27 protein-coding genes and 4 pseudogenes are annotated in these 23970 nt (G+C 57.3%); 13 read left to right on the forward strand and 18 right to left on the reverse strand.

Going from position 1 to position 23970, the window contains the following annotated elements:
* The 4 genes and pseudogenes from XH79_RS20065 to XH79_RS20080 form a co-directional block, all read right to left on the reverse strand.
* Positions 1 to 792: pseudogene (locus XH79_RS20065) on the reverse strand (hypothetical protein); the annotation flags it as partial.
* Positions 770 to 1036, reverse strand: a pseudogene (locus XH79_RS20070) (DUF2958 domain-containing protein); the annotation flags it as partial. The pseudogenes XH79_RS20070 and XH79_RS20065, both read right to left, overlap by 23 nt.
* A gap of 78 nt (positions 1037 to 1114) precedes the next feature.
* A complete protein-coding gene (locus tag XH79_RS20075; RefSeq protein WP_271526481.1) occupies positions 1115 to 1918 on the reverse strand; it encodes a hypothetical protein in 804 nt (267 codons plus the stop codon).
* Between the two features lie 182 nt (positions 1919 to 2100).
* Positions 2101 to 2577 carry a hypothetical protein gene (locus XH79_RS20080; RefSeq protein ID WP_271526482.1) on the reverse strand — a complete coding sequence of 159 codons (477 nt, stop codon included), beginning with the start codon at positions 2575 to 2577 and terminating at the stop codon, positions 2101 to 2103.
* Positions 2578 to 2816: 239 nt separating this feature from the next.
* Between XH79_RS20080 and XH79_RS20085 the strand changes: the two genes are divergently transcribed.
* From XH79_RS20085 to XH79_RS20100, 4 genes are all read left to right on the forward strand, one after another.
* Positions 2817 to 3785: a DUF7380 domain-containing protein gene (locus tag XH79_RS20085; RefSeq protein WP_442869965.1), complete on the forward strand. Its 969-nt coding sequence runs from the start codon at positions 2817 to 2819 to the stop codon at positions 3783 to 3785.
* A 322-nt stretch (positions 3786 to 4107) separates the two neighbouring features.
* Positions 4108 to 4449 carry a hypothetical protein gene (locus XH79_RS20090; RefSeq protein ID WP_271526484.1) on the forward strand — a complete coding sequence of 114 codons (342 nt, stop codon included), beginning with the start codon at positions 4108 to 4110 and terminating at the stop codon, positions 4447 to 4449.
* Positions 4450 to 4503: 54 nt separating this feature from the next.
* The gene (locus tag XH79_RS20095) at positions 4504 to 4758 is read left to right on the forward strand and encodes a DUF4209 domain-containing protein (RefSeq protein WP_271526485.1); all 255 of its coding nucleotides are present in this window, start codon (positions 4504 to 4506) and stop codon (positions 4756 to 4758) included.
* 297 nt (positions 4759 to 5055) lie between these two features.
* A complete protein-coding gene (locus tag XH79_RS20100) occupies positions 5056 to 5415 on the forward strand; it encodes a hypothetical protein (protein ID WP_271526486.1) in 360 nt (119 codons plus the stop codon).
* 1 nt (position 5416) lies between these two features.
* On the opposite strand, the gene XH79_RS20105 is transcribed toward XH79_RS20100, so the two are convergent.
* Positions 5417 to 6334 (reverse strand): nucleotidyl transferase AbiEii/AbiGii toxin family protein, encoded by a 918-nt coding sequence (locus XH79_RS20105; protein WP_271526487.1) that lies wholly within the window; start codon positions 6332 to 6334, stop codon positions 5417 to 5419.
* The gene (locus tag XH79_RS20110; RefSeq protein ID WP_271526488.1) at positions 6321 to 7175 is read right to left on the reverse strand and encodes a type IV toxin-antitoxin system AbiEi family antitoxin domain-containing protein; all 855 of its coding nucleotides are present in this window, start codon (positions 7173 to 7175) and stop codon (positions 6321 to 6323) included. The genes XH79_RS20105 and XH79_RS20110 overlap by 14 nt, the downstream gene beginning before the upstream one ends.
* Before the next feature lie 39 nt (positions 7176 to 7214).
* On the opposite strand from XH79_RS20110, the gene XH79_RS20115 reads away from it, so the two are divergent.
* Positions 7215 to 7442 carry a hypothetical protein gene (locus XH79_RS20115; RefSeq protein ID WP_271582764.1) on the forward strand — a complete coding sequence of 76 codons (228 nt, stop codon included), beginning with the start codon at positions 7215 to 7217 and terminating at the stop codon, positions 7440 to 7442.
* A 236-nt stretch (positions 7443 to 7678) separates the two neighbouring features.
* Here XH79_RS20115 and XH79_RS20120 read toward each other — a convergent pair whose 3' ends face one another.
* On the reverse strand, positions 7679 to 8392 hold the full coding sequence (locus tag XH79_RS20120) for a helix-turn-helix domain-containing protein (protein ID WP_271526925.1): 714 nt from the start codon (positions 8390 to 8392) through the stop codon (positions 7679 to 7681).
* Positions 8393 to 8576: 184 nt separating this feature from the next.
* On the opposite strand from XH79_RS20120, the gene XH79_RS20125 reads away from it, so the two are divergent.
* A complete protein-coding gene (locus XH79_RS20125) occupies positions 8577 to 9698 on the forward strand; it encodes a Fic family protein (protein WP_271526489.1) in 1122 nt (373 codons plus the stop codon).
* Positions 9699 to 9849: 151 nt separating this feature from the next.
* Here XH79_RS20125 and XH79_RS20130 read toward each other — a convergent pair.
* The 6 genes and pseudogenes from XH79_RS20130 to XH79_RS43130 all read right to left on the reverse strand — a co-directional run.
* A pseudogene (locus tag XH79_RS20130) lies at positions 9850 to 9990 on the reverse strand (pyruvate kinase); the annotation flags it as partial.
* A 56-nt stretch (positions 9991 to 10046) separates the two neighbouring features.
* Positions 10047 to 10523 (reverse strand): Lrp/AsnC family transcriptional regulator, encoded by a 477-nt coding sequence (locus tag XH79_RS20135; RefSeq protein ID WP_271526927.1) that lies wholly within the window; start codon positions 10521 to 10523, stop codon positions 10047 to 10049.
* A 418-nt stretch (positions 10524 to 10941) separates the two neighbouring features.
* Positions 10942 to 11259 carry an FAD-binding protein gene (locus tag XH79_RS20140; protein ID WP_271526929.1) on the reverse strand — a complete coding sequence of 106 codons (318 nt, stop codon included), beginning with the start codon at positions 11257 to 11259 and terminating at the stop codon, positions 10942 to 10944.
* Between the two features lie 143 nt (positions 11260 to 11402).
* Positions 11403 to 12623 (reverse strand): annotated as a pseudogene (locus XH79_RS20145) (FAD-dependent oxidoreductase); the annotation flags it as partial.
* A 28-nt stretch (positions 12624 to 12651) separates the two neighbouring features.
* On the reverse strand, positions 12652 to 13041 hold the full coding sequence (locus XH79_RS20150; RefSeq protein ID WP_245471682.1) for a phosphoenolpyruvate hydrolase family protein: 390 nt from the start codon (positions 13039 to 13041) through the stop codon (positions 12652 to 12654).
* Positions 13038 to 13283 carry a Tm-1-like ATP-binding domain-containing protein gene (locus XH79_RS43130; RefSeq protein WP_333909286.1) on the reverse strand — a complete coding sequence of 82 codons (246 nt, stop codon included), beginning with the start codon at positions 13281 to 13283 and terminating at the stop codon, positions 13038 to 13040. Before XH79_RS43130 ends, XH79_RS20150 begins: the two co-directional genes overlap by 4 nt.
* Before the next feature lie 104 nt (positions 13284 to 13387).
* On the opposite strand from XH79_RS43130, the gene XH79_RS20160 reads away from it, so the two are divergent.
* Positions 13388 to 13699 (forward strand): hypothetical protein, encoded by a 312-nt coding sequence (locus XH79_RS20160; protein WP_208757062.1) that lies wholly within the window; start codon positions 13388 to 13390, stop codon positions 13697 to 13699.
* A 284-nt stretch (positions 13700 to 13983) separates the two neighbouring features.
* Here the strand turns inward: XH79_RS20160 and XH79_RS20165 are convergent, their stop codons facing one another.
* Positions 13984 to 16296 carry a S9 family peptidase gene (locus XH79_RS20165; RefSeq protein WP_271526931.1) on the reverse strand — a complete coding sequence of 771 codons (2313 nt, stop codon included), beginning with the start codon at positions 16294 to 16296 and terminating at the stop codon, positions 13984 to 13986.
* Between the two features lie 514 nt (positions 16297 to 16810).
* Here XH79_RS20165 and XH79_RS20170 point away from each other — a divergent pair.
* The gene (locus XH79_RS20170) at positions 16811 to 17209 is read left to right on the forward strand and encodes a hypothetical protein (RefSeq protein WP_245471679.1); all 399 of its coding nucleotides are present in this window, start codon (positions 16811 to 16813) and stop codon (positions 17207 to 17209) included.
* Between the two features lie 245 nt (positions 17210 to 17454).
* Here XH79_RS20170 and XH79_RS43135 read toward each other — a convergent pair whose 3' ends face one another.
* Entirely contained in the window at positions 17455 to 17607 is a 153-nt protein-coding gene (locus tag XH79_RS43135; protein WP_333920994.1) for a zincin-like metallopeptidase domain-containing protein, read from the reverse strand.
* A gap of 131 nt (positions 17608 to 17738) precedes the next feature.
* Here XH79_RS43135 and XH79_RS20180 point away from each other — a divergent pair, with 131 nt between their 5' ends.
* The 4 genes from XH79_RS20180 (at position 17739) to XH79_RS20195 (ending at position 20191) form a co-directional block, all read left to right on the forward strand.
* Positions 17739 to 17924, forward strand: coding sequence for a hypothetical protein (locus XH79_RS20180; protein ID WP_128948215.1), 186 nt, complete (start codon positions 17739 to 17741; stop codon positions 17922 to 17924).
* Positions 17925 to 17935: 11 nt separating this feature from the next.
* The gene (locus tag XH79_RS20185) at positions 17936 to 18271 is read left to right on the forward strand and encodes a hypothetical protein (RefSeq protein ID WP_271526490.1); all 336 of its coding nucleotides are present in this window, start codon (positions 17936 to 17938) and stop codon (positions 18269 to 18271) included.
* A gap of 484 nt (positions 18272 to 18755) precedes the next feature.
* Positions 18756 to 19847, forward strand: coding sequence for an IS5 family transposase (locus XH79_RS20190; protein ID WP_271526491.1), 1092 nt, complete (start codon positions 18756 to 18758; stop codon positions 19845 to 19847).
* Entirely contained in the window at positions 19847 to 20191 is a 345-nt protein-coding gene (locus XH79_RS20195) for a hypothetical protein (RefSeq protein WP_271526492.1), read from the forward strand. The genes XH79_RS20190 and XH79_RS20195 overlap by 1 nt, the downstream gene beginning before the upstream one ends.
* 901 nt (positions 20192 to 21092) lie before the next feature.
* Here the strand turns inward: XH79_RS20195 and XH79_RS20200 are convergent.
* The 3 genes from XH79_RS20200 to XH79_RS20205 all read right to left on the reverse strand — a co-directional run bounded on the left by XH79_RS20200 (position 21093) and on the right by XH79_RS20205 (position 22306).
* Positions 21093 to 21629, reverse strand: a complete 537-nt coding sequence (locus XH79_RS20200) for a DUF2285 domain-containing protein (protein ID WP_271526493.1) — start codon at positions 21627 to 21629, stop codon at positions 21093 to 21095.
* A 46-nt stretch (positions 21630 to 21675) separates the two neighbouring features.
* Complete coding sequence (locus XH79_RS43300; protein WP_271526494.1) at positions 21676 to 21870, reverse strand: transcriptional regulator domain-containing protein; 195 nt, start codon at positions 21868 to 21870, stop codon at positions 21676 to 21678.
* 163 nt (positions 21871 to 22033) lie between these two features.
* Positions 22034 to 22306 (reverse strand): DNA -binding domain-containing protein, encoded by a 273-nt coding sequence (locus XH79_RS20205; RefSeq protein ID WP_271526495.1) that lies wholly within the window; start codon positions 22304 to 22306, stop codon positions 22034 to 22036.
* A 641-nt stretch (positions 22307 to 22947) separates the two neighbouring features.
* Between XH79_RS20205 and XH79_RS20210 the strand changes: the two genes are divergently transcribed.
* A complete protein-coding gene (locus tag XH79_RS20210) occupies positions 22948 to 23163 on the forward strand; it encodes a helix-turn-helix domain-containing protein (protein ID WP_271526496.1) in 216 nt (71 codons plus the stop codon).
* The last annotated feature ends 807 nt before the right edge of the window (positions 23164 to 23970 follow it).

Consider the following 23970-nt stretch of genomic DNA (forward strand, 5'->3'; position numbering starts at 1 on the left):
CAGCAGATATGGATAGATCTTGTGTCCAGGCTCGGGCTTGGTGGTGCGCGGCCGGCGGTAGAGCGCCTCTATCCCCAGGCGTCTCACTGCCTGTTGGAATTGCCGGGGACGTATGGCGGTTAGCGGCGCACTCAGGAACATCCATTCGAGATATACCGAGGAGCCGAGCAAGCCGTTTATGGGCGTTTCTCGGGAATGACTTTCAGAGACCGAGCGCCCTTCATCGGCGTCGCCGTGTTGCGGACTGCCATTGAGAACCGGCTTCGGTCGGCTTTCGGCGTGTATAGCTATATCGATACGAGGAATGGCGGTCTGGTGCCGATCGCCCTTAGTGAGCTCTTCGATGCGATCAGGCCTCACCTCAGCAACATCGAGTTCGCTGTCGATTTTCACGATGTTGCCAGGATTTACCGGTGGAGCAATCCTTACCTCCACGCAGGATCGCGCGATTTTATCTGGGTGGCAGGCTATGCGCTTGAATACCTCCACCCGCTTTTTGCGGGCGGCGCGTCGTCCGTCGATGTAGGGATTCGCATGCCCCGGCAAACATGGCGCGAGATTCGACAGGGCTTCGAGGAGCCGACAAGACCGAACTTGTTCGCGGACCTCTGGCGAACGATTGGACTGTTCGTCAGGAGGCGTCGCGCCGGGCCGGCGCAGATGTTGAACCTCGCCGATGAACAGGGGGCGGCCTGTACATTTCTTGACTAAGGTATTGCCCCGCCGAAGACGATGATGGAGATGCTCATTGAGCACCTCCATCTCGGCCTTACAAGCGAATGTCTTCGACAATCCGATCTGCCTTATTGACGGCTTGAATGTAGGCCGAGATCGGCCCGCGCGCCTTGAAGTGAAGATCGCGTTCGATCGCGAGCCCAAGGCGCCCGCGATAGGCGGCGAGCTCCGTCAGGCCGACGGTGCCGAACTCGGGGAAGCCGATGCCGAGATCGCAAAGGCCCCAGGCGACGGTGTGATCGTCGGGATCAATCTCGGTGAGCAGCCAGGTGGCGGCTCCGCAAGGGTTGAACAGCTTGAAGACGGGTTCGAAGTCGAGCTCGTCCGGTGTCCCCTTAACGGCCGCCTGACGGCGGCCGTTGTGACAACATTCGGCGTGTCATGCTTCGGCGAGGGCTGTCGCCTTACTGATGGTTGCATCCGCAGAAACCTTTGCTGCCGCAGACGCTTCTTCGAAGCGTTTGATGTCGTGATGATAGAACTTCAGCAGATCGCCTGTGGTCTCATAGATTTGTTGCGCTCTCTTGTCCTCGCTGAGGAAGCCATCGAAATACGTTGCATATGCCGCGATCATCGCATCAATGATGTGGTTGCCTATGTTCTCCGCCGATGCTCCTTGCGCGCCACCTTCCTTGATGCAGCGAAGCGCCACGACATAGCCCGCAACGGCGTAGCGGAATATGCATGCGTTGGACAACGTCCTCGTCGGAGGCTGCTTCTTGAAGTAGCCATGCGCCATGAACATGTTGTCGGCGAGTGCGACGATCTCTCCCGTGACCTTGCTGAACAACTCCTGAGGGATTGGCTTTCCCTTGGTCAGAATGGCAAGCTCGGCATCCGTGTATTTCTTGGCATGCTCGGCCAGATTGGCGGTGTAGGTCTCCTGACCCTTTCGCAATTGCGCGATTTCGGCGGCCGCCGCAGCCGACTTCTGCGCCAGGAGCCGCTTAGCAGGCTTGTCGCCGTCGCGCGCCCGCTCAAGCGTTGCATAGAACTTGCTGAAATTGGCGGTTTGATCGCGCTCGATGAGGCGCTTCTGAAGACCACGGCTTCGCCGCTTTGCACGCAGGCCGCTGATCGCATGGGTTGACTTCAAGACCCTGACCTGGCCGGGGTATTCGGCCAGAATCTTGAACCGTTCGCAGATGGATGCTGCATCGCTACTGGCGAGCGCTTCGATCATAACGTAGTCGGGGATAACGGCGATGTTCGCGGATCGGCTAGATATTCGCGCAGTTTTTCGGACTTGAGGTAGTTCGTATCGACGAGCTTTCGCATCTCCGCTCTCCCGCAAAACGTCTTTCTTTAGCATGCACGGTACAAGACTGGAGGTCCAACCGGGGCTTGATTTGCTACCTGCGCTCTCTAGGTGCGATAAGCCTCCATGCGGCGCGATCCATTGCGGCCTCTGCCAGGCCGCCGCGTAGGACGCTTCGCCGGCTTGGGCAGTTCTGCCTTGGCGCCAAGGATTTCAGCGATGACGGTCTCGGCCTCGGTCAGAAGAAGCTTGCTCTGCTCCCCGCCGGTCAGATCCCGCCATTTGAGCCGTGTCTTGTAGGGCTTCGCTGGCTTGAAGCTCTCGGTCGGCTCGAAGGTCTCGACTCTGAACACGATGGCCCGATTGACGGCAACACTGTCCTCGGTGAAGAGGTGGAGCTCGTATTCAGCCGCAAACTCTTGCGGCGTCTGCTCGGTGAGTGCGATGTCCCGATTGAGCAGGACGATCCGGCCCTTGTAGTCCTTCTCGGGTTTGAATTCGGGATTGGCTGCGGGATCGAACGGCTCGACGAACGCGACCTGTTCGACGGGTACCAGCTTCTTTCCTATGGTGATGACTTTCATGGGTATCTCCTCTCTTGTGGTTGATCGGAGAGGCTAGCGGGATCAGACATTGATCGAGAGCGAAAGGGTCGGGAATCGCTCTGGAATGAACCGAAATGGTCAGTAATCGGGAGAGCTACCGCGCCGCGTCCTACACACTTCCCCCGCAGCGCGCGAGCCACCTTGATCGCTCACTCATCAATCCCCAAATAGGAAGCTATCAACCCTCACGCGAACCCCACCGCAATGATGAGAGGACTATGGAGGATTTATCTCCCGGCAATGCATCAGAGGACGCAAGCGCGTCAAACCCGCCACCGCCGCCCTGGGCAAGAGCGACTCTATCTGACCTCACTGATTTCGACTTCGAGGCTCCTGTAGCGGAATCGAAGAGCGCGGATAGCTCAACCTTGTCGGACCTATTCAGCGCGGCCGGCGGGTCCATCGGTTCGAATGGTGAATTGGCCGATACGCCAGCGGCCCGCGTCTTCCAGATGCTGTCGGCGGCTGCTGGGATGATATTCCGATCGAAAGAACCGAACGAGCCCTTCGGGGCGCTGATGGTTACCGCCGATGGTCGTCGCACAGCCCTTCCGGTCGATTTTTGCGGTCCGCCTGCTGAGGTACTGGCGGAGATGGCAAGGCGCGCCACGCATCCGGTCCTTCGCGCACGGCTTGCGGACATCTGTTGGGTCGTCGATCGCAAGGCTCAGCTCGCAGCCATAGCCGCCGAGTCCTACGCCGATATCGTGGCGAAGGTTGGCGCGGGCGAACTTCGGTTTCGCGGCGAGGATGATCGTGGCGTCCTTACGTTCGACGCCCGCGATCTGCTCCGTCGGGCCCTCTTAATCGGCCGTGCCATTGGGGCTGACAAGCGAGGCCCTGCGGCAGCGCGAGATATTGTATCGGCACTAAGGGTGAAGGCCTTCGAGCAGGGATTGATGGTCCCCTCCCTCTGGTTTAGTCATCTAGCTCTCGATTTTGGCGTTGGCGATGCCGGCGAGATCAGCAGTCAGATTGAGGCACTCATCGCCAAGCTTCCCGAGGGCTCCGATCCGCACACGATCGTCAAACTATGGCGTATGGCGGCACGCGGGTATCGCCTTGCGAAAAGGACCGACGATCAGCACCGCTCGCAGTCCTCGGCCGCCGACCAACTTGTCGCCATCGCGGCCAGCCAGCCGATGGCTCTTTTGGCCTCCCAGACACTTACCGAAGCGATAGGCTAGTTGCACGGCGTGCCCGGCGCGAAGGATCGACGAAAAGAGCTAAGGCATCGGCTGGTAGATGTTCAGGCCGGCATTGCCGACGAGACGTCCGATTTCTCCATTCCTACAGACATCGAGGAGTTGGCGAGACAGGTCGAACAGCAGATGCAGCCCCCTGCGCGACAAGCTGTTCGCTTTTGCGGCGCTCAGTAGATCTCCCGATCCGGCAGCGCTCAAGCAGGAAGCGCGAGACACCATCCGGGAACACCCGTTATCATCGCTCTTCGGCGGCTCACACCATGACCGTGAGGGCAAAGTCGTGCACCGGAGCGAGGGCGCCGGCTTGGGTGATGGTGCAGATGCTTCAGCCGTCGAGCGCCAGGTCGCAGAGGGCGAAAGAATTCGTCGACACATCGCAGCAGCTGCGGCCGAGATTGCGCGTCAGACCATTACCAGAGATTACTATATCGCCGATGACGTGTTTGAGCAGTTGCTCGTACATAGCGCTTTCGTACCGCTCAATCTTGTCATGACCTACTCCCGCGGTTTCACCCGCTTCTTCCAGGGCGATTTTGTCGGAGCGACCTATATTCTGACGCCTCTCCTTGAGCAATCGCTTCGGCATGTGCTCAAGAGTTCGGGACATGACGTCTCGAAGCTGGATGACGCGACCAAGACACAGTAAGATCGTACAATCTCCTCGCTCTTTGATCAGATGCGATCGGAGCTCTTAGCTGTATTGGGCGACGCTATCATCGCGAATATCGAGAATGCGTTCTTGAAAAAGATCGGTCCCAATCTTCGTAACTGGCTTTCGCATGGCTTGCTCAGCGATGGTGACCCGTACGGCGATGATGCGGTCTACGCATGCTGGCTGATCTTTCATCTCTGCATGTTGCCGCTATTTGGGTTTCGTTCTCAACTGACGCTCCCCTATGACTACACGCCGGGCGATCGAAGTGATCTCGATGGCGCAGCAGAATCCGCTGCATAGCGGCGCATGAGCCAGAGTGGCCGCTCGCAATACGAGCGACCTTTTCATCGGAATGGTTGGAAACCTTCTGCAATGCAGCATTTTAAAATTGACTTCGGACCTACCAAAAAAAGACAATGAGCCTGTTCCCTCGGTGCGTTTGTCGAAGCTCAGAGCGTGCCAGGACAGTGGGGTTACCTGATTTTGGCAGGTCGAACCTGAGGCCCGGCCAGCGAGATTCAAGCGAACACTCCCATATTGCCCAGGGAATGTCCTTTGCAGCCGCCGAGGACCAATCAACAGAAATTGGGAGGACACATGGAGCCGAAGGCCGCCAGCTTAGACGTACGTGCTGACGACATCCTGGAAGGTGCTGCTGCAATCGCAGAATATCTGTTTGGATCACGGGAGTTTCGACGCAAAGTGTATTATCTGGCCGAGACGTCGAAACTGCCCCTCTTCAGGTTGGGCTCCGTGCTCTGTGCGCGCAAGTTAGTGCTGGCAGGATTTATCAGGGGGCAAGAGAAGCAGCCGATCCGATTGCTTCATCTTCGGGCGCAGATCGTTGCACTGACTGGCACCATACGCCAGCTTGAGCAGGCCGGGTTCGATTCGGCAGAGACACGACACCTCGTCCCCAGGCGTCGGGCGGAGCTGAAAGGCTTGTCGCGCCGGTAAGCTAGGCGCGAGAGTTGAGGACTTTTTCCAGGGCCGCAACGAGCTCTGCGCGCTTTTCTTTCGATAGCTTGTCGAGATTCTGCTGACGCCATTTGACGGCAGGCAGATCGGCGGCGGCGGGGATGCCGAGGAGATCCCAATCAGGCTCGCCGCGCTCGAACGATACGAGAAATTTCCGGTGAGCCTCTGGCATCTTACCGACAATTTCTTCGACCAGGGTCTTGCGCGCGGCAACCAGCTCGTCCTTTGAAACGGGCTTGTCCCTCATCCCTTCGAAGCCGTGAAGGAATTCATCGCTGATATCTTTTTGTGGCGAGCCAAGTACCTCGAACATCGGCCTGTCGTGACTCAAGAGATAGACGATGAAGGCCTTGCGGAGTTCATCGGTAATTCCCTCATTGGCCAGCAGGTCGCGAATATCGAACAGATCACGCGGATGCTGGCGATCCAAAGCGGCGACAATTTTTCCGCCATAGAGGTCAGCAAAAGAGACCGTGCGAGCCTCAGCGAAACCAAACGCCTCTTCGACGGCGGGACGCACCGAAGTCACGACCGGCTCGAAGACGCAGCCACGCAGCACAGGCGTGACTTCAATCTTGATCTGGACGTTCTGCGAGCGAACCACCAGTTTGACGATCGTGGCCTCTTTACGGGTCTCATGGACCTGTGCCCCGGGGATCTTCTCTTTAATCTCTGCAACGATGCGCTTCATGGACGCATCAATATCGGCGAGGGACTCGGCGCGCGGCGCGACAGGAACATAGGTTAGATCGATATCGACGGAGAGACGGGGCAAGTCGCGAACGAAGAGGTTGATCGCAGTTCCTCCTTTCAGGGCGAAGCATTTCTCTTCGGCGACAAATGGGAGAACGCGCAGCAACAGCGCGACCTGCCTTTTGTAAGCGTCAGCGAACGCCATCGAGATCTCCCGGGACGGTTATTTGATAGGTCGGATCGAGAACACCACCTTTGACGAGCATACGTTTACCATGCCCAAGATCGACGGCTTGCTTGTTAAGCCGTTTGAGCCAAGCATGGTTGTGACGGTCGGCGAAGTAAAAGAAGAGACGCTTCACCTTAACGCTTGCGCAATCCTTCAGGAGTTTTTGCAAGCGATCGGGCCGAAGATTGGCAAGGCCACCGAGTAGAGCATCGACCTGTTCGAAGCTTTCGTTGTTGGGCAATTCGTCGAGCAGCTCGAAAACGGCGCGCTCGGGCGTCGACAGGGTTAGAGGCCAGTCCCATTGGCCCCAGTTCAGTTGAGTTACGTCGCCTCCCCGAAAAGCCGTATCATCGAGCATCTTCCCGGTTTCGACATTCCAGCGGACACTGCTTATGCCCTTCGCGACGGGTTCGTTTTTGAAGAGCCGCCGGTCGTTGTGGTAGACGAACTTCACGGACAGCGGCAGCTTGTTCACCCAGGACGGCGGAGACTTGGGGCCGTAGAGGTGAACGCGAGTCGTCGCTTGCGGCAGGTAGTGAGCGTATCCTTGTAATTCGAGCGCCGTTCGCCCGCCCACGACGAGCGGTGAATAGTTCAGGATGCCCTGCAGGGATATGACGACCTGCTGCCAGCTCAATTCGTAGCGCGGTCGCCGGAAAACCCCGCGGGTTGGCTGTTCGAGCCAGCCACGCGTCACATACAGATGTTGGAGCTGGGTGGAGTAGCCGTGCCGCTTGAGCCAGGCGGAATCCACGACAAGCCCCTCAGGCAGGAGCTTGTCGAGCTGGTTTAGGAGTTGGCCTTTTTGTCTATCCATGATTGATATAATAGCATATTTTCAAACCGAAAGGCTAGTTTGAAATTCTCTAAATTTATCAAGCATCAGTTGATTCTGGCGCCATTATCCAAACCATTTACTTCTACCGGGACGCGTCCTGTGGATGATGATGCAGGAACAGTTGCGAAACGAACAAATAAAGAACAATTGACGTTACAAATGCCAAACCCAGCAGGCTCAAGGCAACTCGAAAGAGATGAAAGATGGAAGGCAGTGAATTCAAACCGGACGACCTGGTTCGAGTGAAATCGGGCGGCCCCGTGATGACAGTCGAAAAGGTCGGCATAACCGCAATGCTCCAGCAGAGGCGGTTTGGTGCGTCTGGTTCGAGAAGGTTGGGAACAAGCACATCGCTCAGGAAAAGAGCTTCTCCCCTGTCGTGCTTGAGAAGGCCGAGAAGCCGAACAGGGCATTCTCGGTCGGGATCGTCAGGTCCTAAGGTGCGTCATGGCGTTTCGCGGTCTCTTCATCGGCATCGACCGTTATCGATCGAATACGCTTAGGGCAAAGGCAATGCCTGATACGAGCGCATCGGGCGCTCGGAGACCAAGAAGATTCGCAAAAACATCCTCAATAGCCAGTTGGTGCCGCGCGATTGTCGGAAAACTATCGCCGGCGAAGCTCTCGAGAAGATCGGCTTGCGCAATGATGTCTTCGTGGCGCGCCGCAATCTCGACCTGAGTCGGCCAGCCTGCGCCATTGCGCACGAAATTGGCGGAGTCTTCGCGAACAATCGTCGCCGCTTTACGCAGCATGTTGGCTAGCGTCGGCGCCTGTTGATCCTCACCACTGATAACGCGAGCCAGCTCCGGCAAATTCCACAGCGTGGACTGGTCGGCTGCGACGACGAACGGGTTGTGGAAGTTGGGCTGGCCAGCCAGTTGTTGAACACGGGCAAGGACAGCGGCGTTCGTTGGATGTGGCTCTTGCTGGATCATCGCAAGCCGGCGCCGGGGACCATAGGGGTCCACGAACATCGGTGCGTCGCTGTAGATCAGCGTGAGCGGACCAATGGCGGGGTTCTCCTGTCGGAAACGGTGCTCCCAGACCTTGCAGCGTATATCGACGGTCTGGGGGATCGGGGTGCTATTTTCCCAATTCTGAATGGTCGTCCGGCTGACATCGAGCCGGTCAACAGCGTCTTGCTGGGTCAATCCCAGGCCCTGCCGCCATGCTTTGAATTCTGCTGCGTTGATTTGAAAAGCTCAGAAACTTGGACGTATCTCATAATACAAGCCAAATTACTGAGCTTTTCGAGGACTCTTACTAATCCTTCCCTCTAAACGTGCGGAGATTATCCACTACTTTCACCGCACAATATGCGGAGAATAACTTGCTTTTGCGGAGATTTGGGTATATTCTCCGCAAAAGGTGCGGATAATGACAACCTATATCCATGAGCTGAAGGACTGGCCCCACTTCACCTGGGACGCCTCAAAGCTTGCCCAGAAGCTGGCGGCGGTGCGCAATCGCCAGGGACGTCTTTCGGGGCGTATGGAGGAGCTCGGCATCAGACTCAAGACAGAAGCAAATCTTGAGGCCCTCACCGAAGAAGTCACCAAGTCGAGCGAAATCGAAGGCGAGGTTCTCAGCCGCGAACAGGTGCGTTCATCGCTGGCACGTCGTCTCGGAATCGATATCGGCGCCCTCACCCCTTCGGAGCGCAACGTCGAAGGCATCGTGGAGATGATGCTCGACGCCACTGGAAAGTACAGCACGCCCCTCAGCGCCGAACGGTTGTTTGGCTGGCAGGCAGCCTTGTTCCCCACGGGGCGCAGCGGCATGAACAAGATCACCGTCGGTGCCTGGCGCACTGAGGCGTCGGGTCCAATGCAAGTCGTCTCGGGGCCGATCGGACGCGAGCGGGTACATTACGAAGCCCCCAAAGCCGCCTTGCTGGCCGACGAGATGAAAGCCTTCATTGATTGGTTCAATGGCGAGCAGGAAATCGATGCCGTGTTGAAGGCGGCGATCGCGCACCTTTGGTTCGTCACCATCCATCCGTTCGAAGACGGCAATGGCCGCATTGCCCGCGCGATAGCCGATATGGCGCTGGCCCGCTCCGAGAACAGCTCGCAGCGCTTCTACAGCATGTCGGCCCAGATCCGGCAGGTGCGTAACGCCTACTACGATATTCTGGAAGCCACCCAGAAAGGTGAACTCGACATCACCGAATGGCTCGAATGGTTTCTTGATTGCCTCGATCGTGCCTTCGATCGCGCTGACACAATCCTGGCGTCAGTTCTTCGAAAGGCCCGCTTCTGGAAGAAGCATGCCGAGCAAAGCTTCAACGACCGCCAGCGCGCAATGATCGAACGCCTATTCGAAGGCTTCGAAGGCAAGCTCACCTCGTCGAAGTGGGCGCTGTTAACGAAGTCATCGCAGGACACAGCTCTGCGTGACATTGACGATCTTGTCGCAAAAGGCGTGCTGACCAAGGACGCGGCCGGCGGCCGCAGTACGAGCTATTCGCTAATTGACGCGGATTCTGCTAATCGCTAATCAAGCGATCGCGTCGAGCTTCGCAGTGGCTGCGCCAAGTTCCGCAGATAACGTGTCATAGATCTTGACGAGGATCTTACCTTACCCCCTTCGCTTCTTCCCCGGCTGAATGCCGAAACGCCCTAGTTGTTTCTGAAGAGCTTGGTTAGGCCCCGCTTCCCGATTCAGCAGATAGCATCACTGCATCGGCTCCATCATAGATGGCGGTAGCGACATCTGAGATTTCCGCCCGCGGCGGAATCGGCCCAGCCACCATGGAATCCAAGATTTGCGTTGCGACGATGACGATTTTCCGGGTGCGCTTGAGGGGCACCGAGCCGCGAGACGGAGAAATCGTTGCGCAAGTGGTTAACACCACGCGATGGAGGCTATTGGCAAAGTAAATCCTGCTTTGAACCGATCCATGACCACCATTGTTTCAATGCGCTTTATGTCTGAACTTTCGTCTGTAAGGCGCCGGGCAAACCGCTCGTAATCTTCCATATCGTTTACGGTAACTAGCAAGACGAGGTCAGCCAGACCTGTAACATAGAATGCGCTCATCACTTCAGACATCTTGCAAATTTGGCTCTTTAGACGATCAACGGTATCGGCACGCGCGCGCTCCAAGGAAATGAGAACCACTGCGGTCACATTACGCCCAATTGCTTTTGGAGAAATGATGGAAACGTCGGCCTCTATGACACCCGTCGATCGAAGGCGCTTCAGCCGACGTTGAACTCCGGATGCGGATAGGCCGACCTTCCCTCCAAGTTGTTCACTACAGAGGCGATTGTCTCGTTGGACGAGATCAAGAAGACGAAAATCGATCTTGTCGAGTTGCATCACTGCCTCGCGGCCAGTGGATTGCGATCGCGTCGGGGAAGCAGACGCCTGCGCCGCTTGTCCTGACATTTTCGCCTCCTCACTACGCCGCCTAGCTGTTGAACGATCGATTTCTCCCGCTGTCATTTGTCTTGGAACACCTATTGGGAGCCCAGCTCTTTGCGATACATCGAAGACAGTTGGTGCGGCGATCTCCCCTCCGACGGGGCTCACCGAACTCGGACGCGACCGCCCTCTCGAGGATGTCGCGGGGCGGGGCCGACGTTTCTATCGATGCGCGCCCCGGACCCGAGCACATATCCCCCGACGAGTGTGGTAGACGGTCAAGCTCGGGAGGCGACGGCTTTTTGCTCCTGATCAGCGGAAAGCCCTATTGCGTTGACGGTGCGATATGCGAATACGATGGCGGGACCGATTGTTATGCCTGCCCCGGATAAATTCCGCGCATCGGCGACGTCATGTCATTGCCGCAAGCATAAAAACCCTGGATTGCGTTGCCTTGTTCATCCAGGACGTTTCCGTAACTATCCGTCGCGAATCCCGTCGCCGTGCCAAGCGTTGCCGCAACGATCGGCAGCGCAACAAACGGTCCGTTTTTGATTGGTCCAAGATTTGGATTTTTTCCGACGGTCGGATCGCCGAGCGTGCGATTAAAACCCGATTCCCCACGCTTAAAGAGGGGATCCCGTCCTTGGGCAGCGTGCCCGTTGTGTTCCTCGATCGTCTTTTGAAGCAAAGGGGATCTAGTCCCAGCTGCTCTGCGAGCTCAGAAATCGTTTCACCTGCCTTGACGTAGCCAAGGCGGAGATATTTTCCGATGCTCAAGGTCCAGGGCCATGGCAGTAGGTGTCCCATGCCCCTCAATCGAACGAACTGGTGATCGCAGATGAAGTAGAATCGCTTATCTGCTGGATAGCCGTTTTCAAACATTGCCAGGCAAATATCGTGATACGAATTCGATTCGTTGACGAAGCGTCTGACATTTGGACCGACAGCAGAGACCCCAGGACGGCCGCGGTCGAGCCAGGCGTATGGCACAACCTGCGAGCCGCTGCCGCGTTTCAGGATCGAAACCGGGGTCCAGAAGCCCGCCGATGCGACATCTTTGTCGATGGCGGCCCCGAGCATAGTTGCAAGCCCAATGCCGTCACCGTTAACATCGGCGTGGGCCAACGTAACATCATGCTGGTGTGCACCACCGAGGTGCGTTCTCAACTGCGCGTTCCGGGCAAAGCCGCCAGTTGCGAGAACGACACCACGTGAGGCGCGCACGCGGATGCCAACGTTGATCCGCTTGATAATGGCACCCGTGACGCGTCCGCCTTCCTTCGTGAGTTCGACCGCTGGAGAAGATGGCCAAATTTCTACGCCGTACTCGCGCAGGCTCACCAGCAGCCGCGCGATCAAGGCATTCCCGCCGCTGAGCTCAGTACCACGCCTGAAGCTGAGCCGATCCCGCGCATAGCGGCTCAGGCGAGTTAAGACGTGTTTGAGCGACGCAACAGATGGGAGTGGGTTGAGAAAGCTTCTCACCTCACTCGATGAGATCATCATGCCCCCGAGCACAACCCGAATGGGATCACCAATCAAATCGAAGTCCTTGCCTAGAAGCCGCCCATCATAGGGGGCGGGGCTCAGTGCCCGTCCCTTATCAGCGCCGCCAAGCTGGCTCGAGTGATAATCGGGCGTAGTGGCCAGGGTAAACTTGACACTCGTGCCGTTCTCGAGCGCGGTTAGCGCCGCCGGGCCGTCTTCAAGATAAGCATCAATGAATTGCGCACGATAATGAACGCCGAGTTCGTGCTGCGGGTATGTCCTCGCATTGGCGATGGTGTCATCGATTTTAGCCGCGCGCGCCTGAGCAGAACAAGGAACCCAGATCATGCCATTCGACAGGGCCGTCGTTCCGTCAAGTCGCGGAGATTTCTCGCATACAATGACGCGCAGTCCGGCCTTTGCCGCATAGAGCGCCGCCGACAGTCCAGCCGCGCCGCTTCCGATCACGAGGACATCTGTCTCCCAGTCTTGATCCGCCCTCGTCTCTCCTTTGGAGGCGAAAGCGATCGTGTCCGGCTTAGCTCGGTCATTTAGTGCGTTCATGCGGCCTCGCTGCACGTTGCAGTTAACATCAATGAGTTTGCGGAAGCGGGACAGCCTTGAATTCCGCCGCCGCTGTTTTCACTGCCCGCTCAATTGGAATTCTGTCGATCGAGGATGCGCCAACAAAGCCGACACACTCGGTCGTCCGATAGACCTCGATCGTATCTTCAGGCTCGGCAATTGCCCCACCATGGCAAAGCGAGAGGACGTCCGACCGGATGCTTCGCGCCGCCGCGTTGATCTCATTGATGCGCCGGATCGCCTCCTTAAGGGATTGCCCCTCCTCATGACCGACCAGCCCGCCGCGCGTTGCGCCGACATGTGGGACCATGCAGTCGGCCCCTGCACTTGCCATCGCTTTGGCGTCTTGAGGGCTTGCGACATAGGCAAGCGACGTCCTTTCAGCAATCTGCTTCAAGAGTTCCGTGGGGTCTTCGCATCTGCTGGTTTGTCGCCGTCATCCCTCCTAGTGCCAATGTCGATCAGGATGGTCTTGCGGCCGCACGCCTCGATAATATTCGCAAGGTAAGACGCCTCGCGGCCCTTGGTATCCAGCGTGGCCACGATCGCGACCGCATCCGTAGTCGCGGATCCAGTCGCCAGTTTGGACAGGTTACCATCACGGGCCGACCTCTGGTCGTCCGTACAATGGTGAGACACGATCTTCCTCCCAGAACCATTCCTAACAACAGGTGGTCTAGACCCGGCTCTACCCGGGTATAAGATCGGTGAGGCGTCCAAATGGGTAACATTGGGTAGAAACGTTGAGCGCGAGTGTTCCCGGCAAACTTACCACACAGATGTCGGACATAGCTAAAGGCGGACAATTGCAAGTCTACGCACGCTCTTTGCGCAGCCTTCCAGAAGGCTCCCTGCTGGTCATGGCGATCCTGCCAATCCTCGACTGGAACGACTGTCGTTTGCGAGACTTGGTAACCCTCGACCAGGCAACGTCCGCTCCTCATGTCTATGCGGCGATAATCATGATCGACCCGTTCGCTTGCTGGGAGGATATGGCCGTATCGTTGAGGGATGCCGACATCAGCGGCGTCGCCAATTTCCGCCCGCATTTATGATCGAGCGGTCGGCGGAGGGCGTACCTGTTGACGCCGGACAGGAGCTCGAACTTCCGGGATGGAATGGTTCATAAAGCGATTTGGCTCCCATCTGGACGGACTCATCCATCTACCAGCAGAGGCTCTTACACGGACGATGAGCGAGGAGAGGTCCGGCACGATATATCCTAATAGACGCAGAACTGTACGTTTCGTACCGCAATGGAAGCGCCAATGACCCACCGTCACCCGCGCTTCACACGAACGCTGAATCGGCCAAATAGTCCGACCGTAGAACGCGGACATCACTTGTGAGATTCGATCGAGCTAATTAGTTTTTGGCCATCACGTCCTCGCATCCAGCACCGGCTCAGCGACTCGATCGAAGCCGCGTTCCAGTTAGGCGGTGTCTGCCAAAGAATGTTGCGAACGAAGAAGTCCACGAGCTTTAGTTCGCAGTAATTGCCCGGCACTCCGTGGTTCGCGTTCGGCACCACAAGCATGTCGAAGAATTTTCCTGCGTCGATAAGACGGTCGGCAAGCTGGAAGGTGGATGATGGATCGACGTTTTCATCCAGTTCGCCGACAATCAGCAACAGCTTACCTCGTAATCGGTGCGCGTTGTCGACGGCGGAGGATTGTGAATATTCGATGCCGACCGGCCAGCCCATCCACTGCTCATTCCACCAGATCTTGTCCATTCGGTTGTCATAGCAACCGCAATTGGCGACCCCAACCTTGTAGAACTCAGAATGGAAGAGGAGTGCGCTCACCGCATTCTGACCACCGGCGGACGCACCAAAAATGCCAAGGTTTGAAATATCGTACCACGGATAGTTTACGCTCGCCGCCTTGTGCCACAGGATTCGGTCGGGAAGCCCACCGTCCTTCAGATTTTTCCAGGCGACGTCGTGGAACGCTCGCGAGCGGTTGTTCGTCCCCATTCCATCGATCTGTACAACGACGAATCCAAGTTGCGCGAGCGGCTCGGCCGATGCTGAGAATGACTTCGGAACGAACGAACCGTGAGGGCCAGCATATATTCTCTCAACGACCGGATATCGCTTGGTTTGATCGAAATTAATGGGAAGGTGAATGACCCCCCAAATATCAGCCTCGCCATCTCTCCCCTTCGCATGAAAGCTGAGCGGCGGCGTCCAGCCAGCGGCCACGAGCTCCGAAATGTCGGCGCTTTCGACCTGCATGAGCTCCGAATTGTCAGTGGTTCGATATAAGACCAGGCTCGGCGGAAGATCGATTCGTGAACACAGGTCTACATAGTATTGGCCATCTGGCGAGAACTCGATGTGATGATTTGCCGCTCGAGGGGTGAGCGCAGTCAGGTCCGTCCCGTCAAATTCGATTCGGTAGCCATGGATGAAGTAAGGATCTTCGCCTGCGTTCATTCCGCTCGCGCCAAACCAGATCCGGCGGGTCACCGGATCGACAAAATAGACCGTGCGGACCACCCACTTGCCTTTGGTGATCTGATTTTTAATCTCGCCGGTTCGGCCATCGAATAGGTAAAGATGCTCGTATCCGTCGCGCTCGGACGCCCAGATGATCTCCTTCCCGTCTGCAACGTTAAACTGAAAGATTTTGCCAGCGCACTCTTGGTCCATGTTCAGCGGCTGATAGTCGACGAAGGTCTTGCTGCACTCATCGATCAGCGAGCGGACTTCTCCGGTGGCTGCCACCACTTCTAGAAGGCGATAGAGCTGATGGCCTCGTTGATTATACTTAAAAGTGAAACCTCGACTGTCCTCCCACCACTCGATCGGCGAAAGTTCGTAAGGATTTCGGAATAGACTGTTGTCGAGTTGGATCTCGCGACGGCTGCCGATCTCAAAGAGCACCGGGTGTGATACTGTCAACAGGTCGCCAGGCTTAGGATACGTCATGGTCCGGCGCCTCGGATGAAGCTGGTCGGTCGGCGACGATTCGACGAAATGAATTTTACGCTCGTACCCGGGGCGGAACCGGTATCCCGCAAGATAGCGCGAGTTCGGAGACCACCTCAGTGTGGACAACGCGTAGTAGTTGCTCTCGGATCCGTCCCAGGTCAAGGGCATGTCCTGCGAGCCATCCTTGCTGCACAGGAATAGATTGTGCCTATTGATATAGGCCAGCCATTTACCATCAGGAGATGCGCTTTTTTCCTTCGGATCATTTTCTACCGGAGGGCTGCCATAGGGGTTCTCCTCATGGACTTTGGATGAAGCGTTCTGGGCTAGACAGGTGTAGCTCACAAGATCGCAGCTCCACCTGGTGCTATCGATCTGGAAGCTGATCTCGCGACCATCGCTAGCCAGGTCAAAGCGACGAAACGGCAGATTGTCAGCGTCGCAATGCCTCTGCGTTGCTCGGGTCAGGGCGGCAGCCAGCTTATCATGATCAAAGGCCAGCTGTTTTGCGCCCGTGACAGCGTTCACGATGATGAATTGGCGCCGGCCCCTTACCCTTCGGCAATAAGCAAAGGCCTCACCATCTGACACCCAGAACGGCACGTCCGCGACATTGACCGTGAGCTGACCATAGTAACCGTTGATCGAGAGCGCTCGTTCGTAATCCGCTACCTGCAGGATCTCGTGTCCAAAACTATCTTTCCGGCGGTCCAGGGCTTCCTCCTCATCTGAGCTAACGGAGCGATCGTTAAGGTGCCCCGTATACGAAAGGAGCAATAAGGCTCGCTGATAGCGTGCGGCTAAGTCGCGGGCCCAAAGATCGCCAGTGCCCTTCTCAATCCCCCTTGAGCTCCGTCCAAGTCATCCTTGCAGAAATGATGCCATCGAAGCTGCAGGCGTTATTACGTTGTTATCTGATCCCCCTTGTCGGCTAGAGAAGAACAGTAACACGAACACGAATGTGTAAAATCAAACACAGACTAGGAGTCGGCAGTAGCGGCAGGCCGAGCGAATAACGTTAGGCAGCGGTCATCTCCCCGCAACCGTGATTCCTCGAGAAATATGAACTTGCTTCGGACGCGAATGCGAGGGCATACAAGCACACGCGACCTCGCACATTTGCGCCACAGCACGCGGCTTCAAGTGGCAGGTAGTTGCCAGAACCACTGAGCTGGATGTCGCTGCGGTCTCGTGGACATTTGTTCGAAGGACATCCCAGGTGTGTTTGATGCAACCTTGGCTGAATTGCTTCAATCCTGTCGCGGGCGCTACTCTTGCCGCGGGCGACGCAGAAGCGTTTCCACCAGAATGCCATGGACCGCCCCAGGAACATATCTCCTTGAGAAAGCTGAACCCGAGCGCCTTTGCCCGTAAACTCGCTAACGAGGTGACGATTGGTTATGTTCGTGTCTCTCACGCTGGGGCACTGTCAGTTTTCGCCTGCTGCAAGACTGCTGCAATGGTTCGACCTGCGCAGCTCCGGAACATTCCCGACCGAAAAACGAAATGGAGAGAGGCTGGTGAGAATTGGAATGCCTTCGTCAACTCGGTACTCAACGACGATGCGCTGAAGCAATGGACCCAGGAGCAATTCCTGGCGAGCGTCTTCGGGCCAACGCAAGACTGAAAATACCCCGGAAGTACTGGAAGAATGCCAATCCAGAATGAAATTTCGTGAGACCAGCCAGCGCGACGATTAGAAGGGCAACTTAATAAAGCGCGCCGTGGCTCAGGCCGCGGCGGAATTTTTGGCCTGAAACCGACACAGGAAGTCCGCCGCCCGCTGGGCATTGGACGAGGTCTTGAAGATCGCGCGTTTGTCGTTCTTCGGCACCTTGATCTAAGAGGGCATATGGGAAATGTGCCCCTCCCTCACACCTCCGGTGTCAGGCCGAGACGATCGGCGGACAGGAAGGCCGCGCCAAGCTCTGCGACTACCCCTTCCATGGCATAGCCTTCATCGCCGAAGCGCTTGCGGCCGAACTCGCGATTCAGATGGCTCTCGTGGCGGTATGTAGTGTCCAACGCTAGTCATTGCGCGCGTCGCGGCAGAAGTGGAAGTACGTGGTCCTCACCTTTTCAGGTCGTGCCCCCCCAGCCCGGCAACCGCAGTGTTCTCCCTGGGCGCTGGTCTGTCCGTATCCTCAGATGCAACGATGACGAACAAGATTGACGCTTATTATCCGGTTTCCGACTTGCAGAAGGCAACGTGCTCTGATGAGTCGCGCCCGAATGGCGCATTCCTGCGCAGAGCGATTGAAGCTTTCGGAGTGGCTATTCACTGCTATCAGCGCCTCCATGACGAACACCGTCAATTTCAAGACGACTACGATATGCAGTGAAGGATTCAATCTTGCAGCGCCAGGTAAACTTTGTGATCAACACCAATGCCACAGCCGCTCCGAGCTGGACATTCACCAGAGTTACCGTCAACCCTAGCGGCAACTTCCTGAGCTTGGATCGCACGAGGACAAACGATCTGACGATTACGCTGGGACCAGCCGTTCCGGGCGTCGTGGAAGCGACAAGAAATGGTCGGAGAATTGCGGCGGCAAGCCGCGTGCCTGACAGGCGCGCCGCTGACCTGCATCTCTCTGCTCAGATCGCGAACGGCATCGAAACCGGAGTGAGAAACGCACTAATCGCCAGCTTGGGATATTTTCGAAATGGCCAAAGCACGGAAACCTAAATCTCGTCCTGTCGTCCCGGAGGGCTTCAACCGGGCTAGGACGCTGACTGAACCCGAGGCTCATGCGTTGGTTGCGCGCACAGCCGCATCGATGGGCTCTCCCCATACATCTGTGTCCCGGCCGGTCCTCCGCCCGCACCCTGCCTACGATATCGTCGCGCCCCGAAAACCGGCGCGTATAGCATCCCTCTCTTTGGCGAAGTTATCGATTGTGCGGTCTGGCGAGCTGGCGGGATAGGCGCTGCCGCCGTACCTTAAGACTATGTCCGCGCCAACGAATTCTCGGCGTTGCCTCCCTCGCAAGTCATTTTGCGCGCACCTGACCATAAGTGCGCAGCTCCCAAGTCCAACGGACGAAATGAAGCTATTTGGTCTTCCAGGAAAGCTAGGAATAGCTGCTTCACCTAGCAAGCTGTTGAAAAAGGTGCTCGCCGCCGACCAGCGACCGTGATTCATTGGCTCCGACGAGATTCGGAGATGATGCGTGCGCGGCGGCGACAATCGAACGGGCGAGCTGTTCAGCTACGTCGACCTGGAGGCGCGGGTGCGGCGTGACCATCCGCTGCGAGCGATCCGGACGATCGTGAACGAGGCGCTGTCGACGCTAGAGCGGGAGTTTACAGCCCTCTATTCGCCGATTGGGCGGCCGTCGATCCCGCCGGAGAAGCTGCTGCGGGCGATGTTGTTGCAGGCGTTGTATTTGATCCGCTCGGAGCGGCTTCTGATGGAGCGGCTGGAATACGACCTGCTGTTCCGCTGGTTCGTCGGAATTGGCGTCGACGACGCAGCCTGGGATCATTCGGTGTTCTCGAAGAACCGCGACCGGTTGCTGGAAGGCGACATCGCTGCCAAGTTCCTGGCGGCGGTGCTGGCGCAGCCCAAGGTGAAGAAGTTGCTGTCGAGCGATCATTTCTCGGTCGATGGCACGCTGATCAAGGCCTGGGCCTCGATGAAGAGCGTGAAGCCGAAGGATCGCTCTGGCGAGCCGCCGGCGCAAGGCGGCGGGCGCAATGCCGAAGCGGACTTCCACGGCCAGAAATGTTCTAACGACACCCATGCTTCGACCACCGATCCGGATGCCAGTCTCTGCCGCAAGGGAAAGGGCAAGGAGACGAAGCTGTGCTTCATCGGGCATGGGCTGATGGAGAACCGCCACGGCCTGCTGGTCGACGCCTGTCTGACGCGGGCCGACGGGCATGCCGAACGGGTGGCCGCGCTGCACATGATCGAACCCCGTGCCGACCGGCCAACAGCGATCACGCTTGGCGCCGATAAAGCCTACGACGCAGAAGACTTCGTCAACGAGCTGCGCTCGATGAACGTGACGCCGCATGTTGCGCAGAACACCAGCGGCCGCAGCTCTGCGATTGACGGGCGAACGACCCGGCACGGCGGCTATGCCGTCAGCCAGCGCATCCGCAAGCGCATCGAGGAGGCATTCGGCTGGATCAAGACGGTCGCCGGACAAGAGAAGACCCGATTCCGTGGCCGTGAACGCGTCGGATGGGCCTTTACCTTCGCTGCCGCCGCCTACAATCTGGTGCGGCTGCCCAAGCTGATCGCGGAGGCCGGCTGATGACCAAGGTGCCCGGCTATGCCAAGGCCTTTGCTGGCCGCTGGCGCATCGTCGAAATGGACAACTGGGACAGCGACTTCCTCGACCTCGTCGAACAGGCGCATCTCACCTTCAAGGGCAAGTCCGACGGTGAAATTGCCTTCGGTGCGCTGAAAGGCTTCCTCGATATCCGCTACGGCGCGCGAGACGGTTCGGCCTGCGCGGAGTTCTCATGGGAGGGGCACGATGAGAATGACCCCGCCTGCGGTCGCGGATGGGCTATGATCGGCACTGTGGGCAGGCTCGTCGGCCACTTCTACATACACAATGGCGACGATTCAGCCTTCGTTTGCGAACGCGGCTGAGTTCTTCAACAGCCTGCTAGGTCGCCGCGCGGCGCTGCATTCACTGATGACATCTGGCTAGGAAGATATCGCTCTTGATCGAACAGCTGGAGCTTAGCTTGGCTGCGCGAACCTTTCGTATAACTCGACAGTCTGAGCGAGTGTGGAGCGGAGGGGAGAATGTCGGATTGGTTGAAGTATTGGGCGATGATCGCGCTTAAAGCCGTTGACGCCCCTGTTGGCTTTAATCGTGGCGTGAGCCCACTTACCAGCGCGAAAACAACCGCTGAAGCGATAGCTCGCGTTTGACGATCCGGATCTTGCGGCAGCCGACAAGTTCCGCCTTGAGCAGTCAACGTACAACAAAGAGGTACAAACTCTCATTCAGCAAGTCATGAACGATTCCAGCAGAATCGCAGCAGCGTCATGAAAGGCGGCTAAAGTTAATCACCATCTTAGGTGAGCTTCGAGCTTCTGCAACGCAGCCAGTCTTCCTCAATTCACGGAGCGAAGGCCGCCGCAAGATCTCAGTCAGCAACACTTGTCTCCACATCTCTTCTTCGGATAGTTGCAGGCGTCGCCGCTAAAATCGGGACCGAATGCCTCCCATGTAGTGCCTGTAAACCTCATCATCCGAGCTCCCCTTATCGGCGATAAGTCACTCTTGCTTGTATTTAGAGTCTAGCGGTATCCCTCGATCGGGTACAGCGGGAGATCAATGCTCAAATTGAGAGGCCTCAACTTAAGAAAACCATTCGAGCACAGTCGTCAAAGCCTACGGAGATGGCGCTGCTCTGGTGCAGCAATCAAGACGCCAACGGTTACACGTCGGAGCGCAAAGACTTTATCCTGGCCGCCATCGTACCCATGGCAGGAGAAGAATTGGCTGACGCGGAAGGTAGGCCATTTTAGCCGCAACCCTTTACTTGTCATCCCTGCCACTGCGTTTGTCGAGCAATGCTCGCCAGCGAAGGCGTATGAGGCGTCGCCCCAGCTTAACAAGTCGAATGGTTCGGCTGCGCAAATCGTCTGTTTTCCAGGCGCGCTCGGCAAGACGATGACTTCCAAACAGGCCTTGCGCGATTTGGCGATAGCTATTTCCTTCCTGCCATCCATCCACTGCCCGCAACGCCAGGATCAGCCGACGCCGCTTCAAAGCAGGCAAAGCAAGTGGCGGCTCGCCAAGCGCCCGACGCTCAAGGGCAAGCCAAAATCGACGTGCGGCTCCCAGCCGAAGCTCGAAATCGGCATCGAGCGGCAGATCAACGACGACAGCATATCCGCTCGCCGGAAGCTCTCTTAGCCAAAGGCGATGCTTCGTGCCCCCGAGCGGCACGATCGCATGCCATCCATCCGGCGCACGACGAAGCTCGCTGCCCGGCAGATTGTCGAAATCGAGCTGACAGCTTTCAGGCGCAATGCAATTGGCCGCCCGCACAGCTAGTACGGTCGGCAGCACCTCGGGTGCCCAAAAGACTGAATGCTCGTTGAAAGTCCTTTGCGGATCAGCAGGAAAACGAGAGCCCCCACTTGCGTCGGAACTGGCCCGCCGCTGCGCTTGAACGTTCGCGGCGAGATAGCCGCTGATAATCCTCTTGGTAGTCGCGATCCCGGCGCAGCCACTCCCAGGCCAGGTCGGCAGCATCCGGCTTCTTCAGACCGCTGTACGCTTCCTCATTTCTCCAGTCAGTATCCGGCATCGTACCTTTCCCGCACAATCTTCAGACGCGGCGAAATGCATCCGATGATTGTGGCTCTTTCCGGTGCTTGCTTATCGTGTACGCGCCTTGCACGCACTTAATCGATGGAATGATCAACTTTTGCGATCGCGACACATTCCCGCGCCCCTGACATCCGCGCTGATCATTGTTTTGGCCAACCGCTACGTAGCAGATCGCGATAGCCGTGGCCCGCTAGCCACTTGGCCCGCGTCAGATGACTTTCGAATGTGCGTCGCGCACGATCCGGTTCAGCGGTGGGATCAAGCCCAAGCACAATTCGCGCGATTTCGCGCCAATCTGCCTTGTCCGCGTCCGCATCAAGAAGTCGCATATAGGCAACAGCATGCTCCTTGTCATATGACGTGAGCTCGTCGACGCTGGGCGCCAATTCTGCGATCTTCGGCTCGGCTGGCACTGCCTGAAACTCCTACCCAACTGAAAAATCTAGCGAAATCAAAGCAACGATAACTACTTTGAGGTCGTTTTGGTACCTGCCCATTGGTCGTACGCCAACCTCCTTTTCGCGCTGAGATGGCAATCGCATATTGGCTCACATTGACCTGGTGGCTCTATCCAGCGCTTTCCCTTGTTCATCGCAATCCATACTGGAAGGGATTGCAGATGTGCCCTACAACTAGGTTGTCCTTTCCTGGCGGAAGGCATGGTGGTTCGTGGTGACAGGCCCGCTCGCACTCGTGAAAGGCAATAACCAGAACCAGCGAACTGAGAATATTCGTTTCCCTTCGAGCCACAGTTGAACATTCGTCCTACTAGTCGCGCTCCCGGGAAAACGCCGCAGGCAATCTCTGAGCGCGATTCCCTCTCTGCCGCTAATGGCAAGCTATTGCCCCACGAGAACGCTTGTGATGGTTTAACGAGAAGACGGCACGCGCTAGCTGCGTCTGCATCTCACCGTTCTGATTCCTCGAAGCAATTGGGGAGGACGGCCACTGCTCGTGCGAGCTTATCGTAATAGTCTGGCTATAACCAGTGGTTTCATAATCGTCGAAATAGCTGCCTCTGCGCATGAACGCTCGTGCGCTTGTCGCCTAGAATGTGCGCCGGATCGGCGTAGAGCGCGGCATTCCGCAAGAGCAATTGGCTTATTATGCCGGGATCGACCGCTCGTACCTGGGGCGCATTGAGCAGAAGAAAGACAACCCGACCATTGATCTTCTGGACCGTATCGCCGTGACCTTGGGTATTCACTTGTCCGAATTGTTCGCTGCGCCGGCCAGGGTGCGAAGCTCCCCAAGCCGATGCCTAGTCTAGAGGACGCAAACCAGCGCGCCCCTGTCGGAACAGGACATAATTATTGTCGGAGCCATGTTTCAGCTAAGGACGGGAGGGAGCGAGCCGGAGCGGCGCACGTGCTTTCTTCGATCTACAGTCGACGATTCCGCTCTCCTGCTCCAGCCGATGTCGTTCCAGCAGGGTCCACCTAGCGTCCCCGGGCAGCCCGTCGTAAGGCCGAGCATCTTAAAAATGAGGGCTTGCGCCGCTCCGAAGAGTCTCTTTGGAGCTGTGGTCGGTTTGTCGGCTGGGGTTCGCGTGATCGCAACGCCGAAACCAAGAGACGTCCGTAAGGGCATGGAGGGACTTGCTACCCTGGTGTGCGTAAGAGCATGAGACTCCGTCGTCCAGAGTTGTCGGTCGGAGGATAAAGCTGGCGTGCGGCTCGAGGAGGGGACCTTTCCGGTGGCCGAAGATCGGGAAGCCGTGGGGCCATGCAGGGGCGCATTTTAGGCACTCGCTGGAAAGGCTCGACTGGCCGTTTGTTTATGGGACCCGAAAGACGCCGGCACAATCGCGAGCGGGATAGTTTCAGCCGGCGCCGGGCGCTGTGAATCAAGGCCATCCGACGCGTCGCGAGATGGTGGCGAATATGGTCTGAATTGGGTGTGAGCTAGGCTGGGCCTGACTATCCCGATGCGATGAAGGGGATGCTGAGCGAGAGCCAACGCTAGCGTTAGATCATCAAAAATGCAGCGTCATCGGTTTGACCGGCGAGCAGAGACGATGCCTGAAGATCAATGCTGTTGGACCTGGAAGAAGCCTACCAGGTGGCAGCTGCGCCCG

The sequence above is a fragment of the Bradyrhizobium sp. CCBAU 45389 genome, assembly GCF_028128625.1.
In the GTDB taxonomy this organism is placed as follows: domain Bacteria; phylum Pseudomonadota; class Alphaproteobacteria; order Rhizobiales; family Xanthobacteraceae; genus Bradyrhizobium; species Bradyrhizobium liaoningense_B.

Coding starts and splice junctions, on each gene's coding strand:
- XH79_RS20075 (WP_271526481.1), bottom strand. CDS start 1,918: ATGATCGAAGCGCTCGCCAGTAGCGATGCAGCATCCATCTGCGAACGG.
- XH79_RS20085 (WP_442869965.1), top strand. CDS start 2,817: ATGGAGGATTTATCTCCCGGCAATGCATCAGAGGACGCAAGCGCGTCA.
- XH79_RS43300 (WP_271526494.1), bottom strand. CDS start 21,870: ATGCCGGATACTGACTGGAGAAATGAGGAAGCGTACAGCGGTCTGAAG.
- XH79_RS20180 (WP_128948215.1), top strand. CDS start 17,739: ATGACGAACAAGATTGACGCTTATTATCCGGTTTCCGACTTGCAGAAG.
- XH79_RS20080 (WP_271526482.1), bottom strand. CDS start 2,577: ATGAAAGTCATCACCATAGGAAAGAAGCTGGTACCCGTCGAACAGGTC.
- XH79_RS20125 (WP_271526489.1), top strand. CDS start 8,577: ATGACAACCTATATCCATGAGCTGAAGGACTGGCCCCACTTCACCTGG.
- XH79_RS20110 (WP_271526488.1), bottom strand. CDS start 7,175: ATGGATAGACAAAAAGGCCAACTCCTAAACCAGCTCGACAAGCTCCTG.
- XH79_RS20105 (WP_271526487.1), bottom strand. CDS start 6,334: ATGGCGTTCGCTGACGCTTACAAAAGGCAGGTCGCGCTGTTGCTGCGC.
- XH79_RS20195 (WP_271526492.1), top strand. CDS start 19,847: ATGACCAAGGTGCCCGGCTATGCCAAGGCCTTTGCTGGCCGCTGGCGC.
- XH79_RS20170 (WP_245471679.1), top strand. CDS start 16,811: ATGCAACCTTGGCTGAATTGCTTCAATCCTGTCGCGGGCGCTACTCTT.
- XH79_RS20135 (WP_271526927.1), bottom strand. CDS start 10,523: ATGCAACTCGACAAGATCGATTTTCGTCTTCTTGATCTCGTCCAACGA.
- XH79_RS20100 (WP_271526486.1), top strand. CDS start 5,056: ATGGAGCCGAAGGCCGCCAGCTTAGACGTACGTGCTGACGACATCCTG.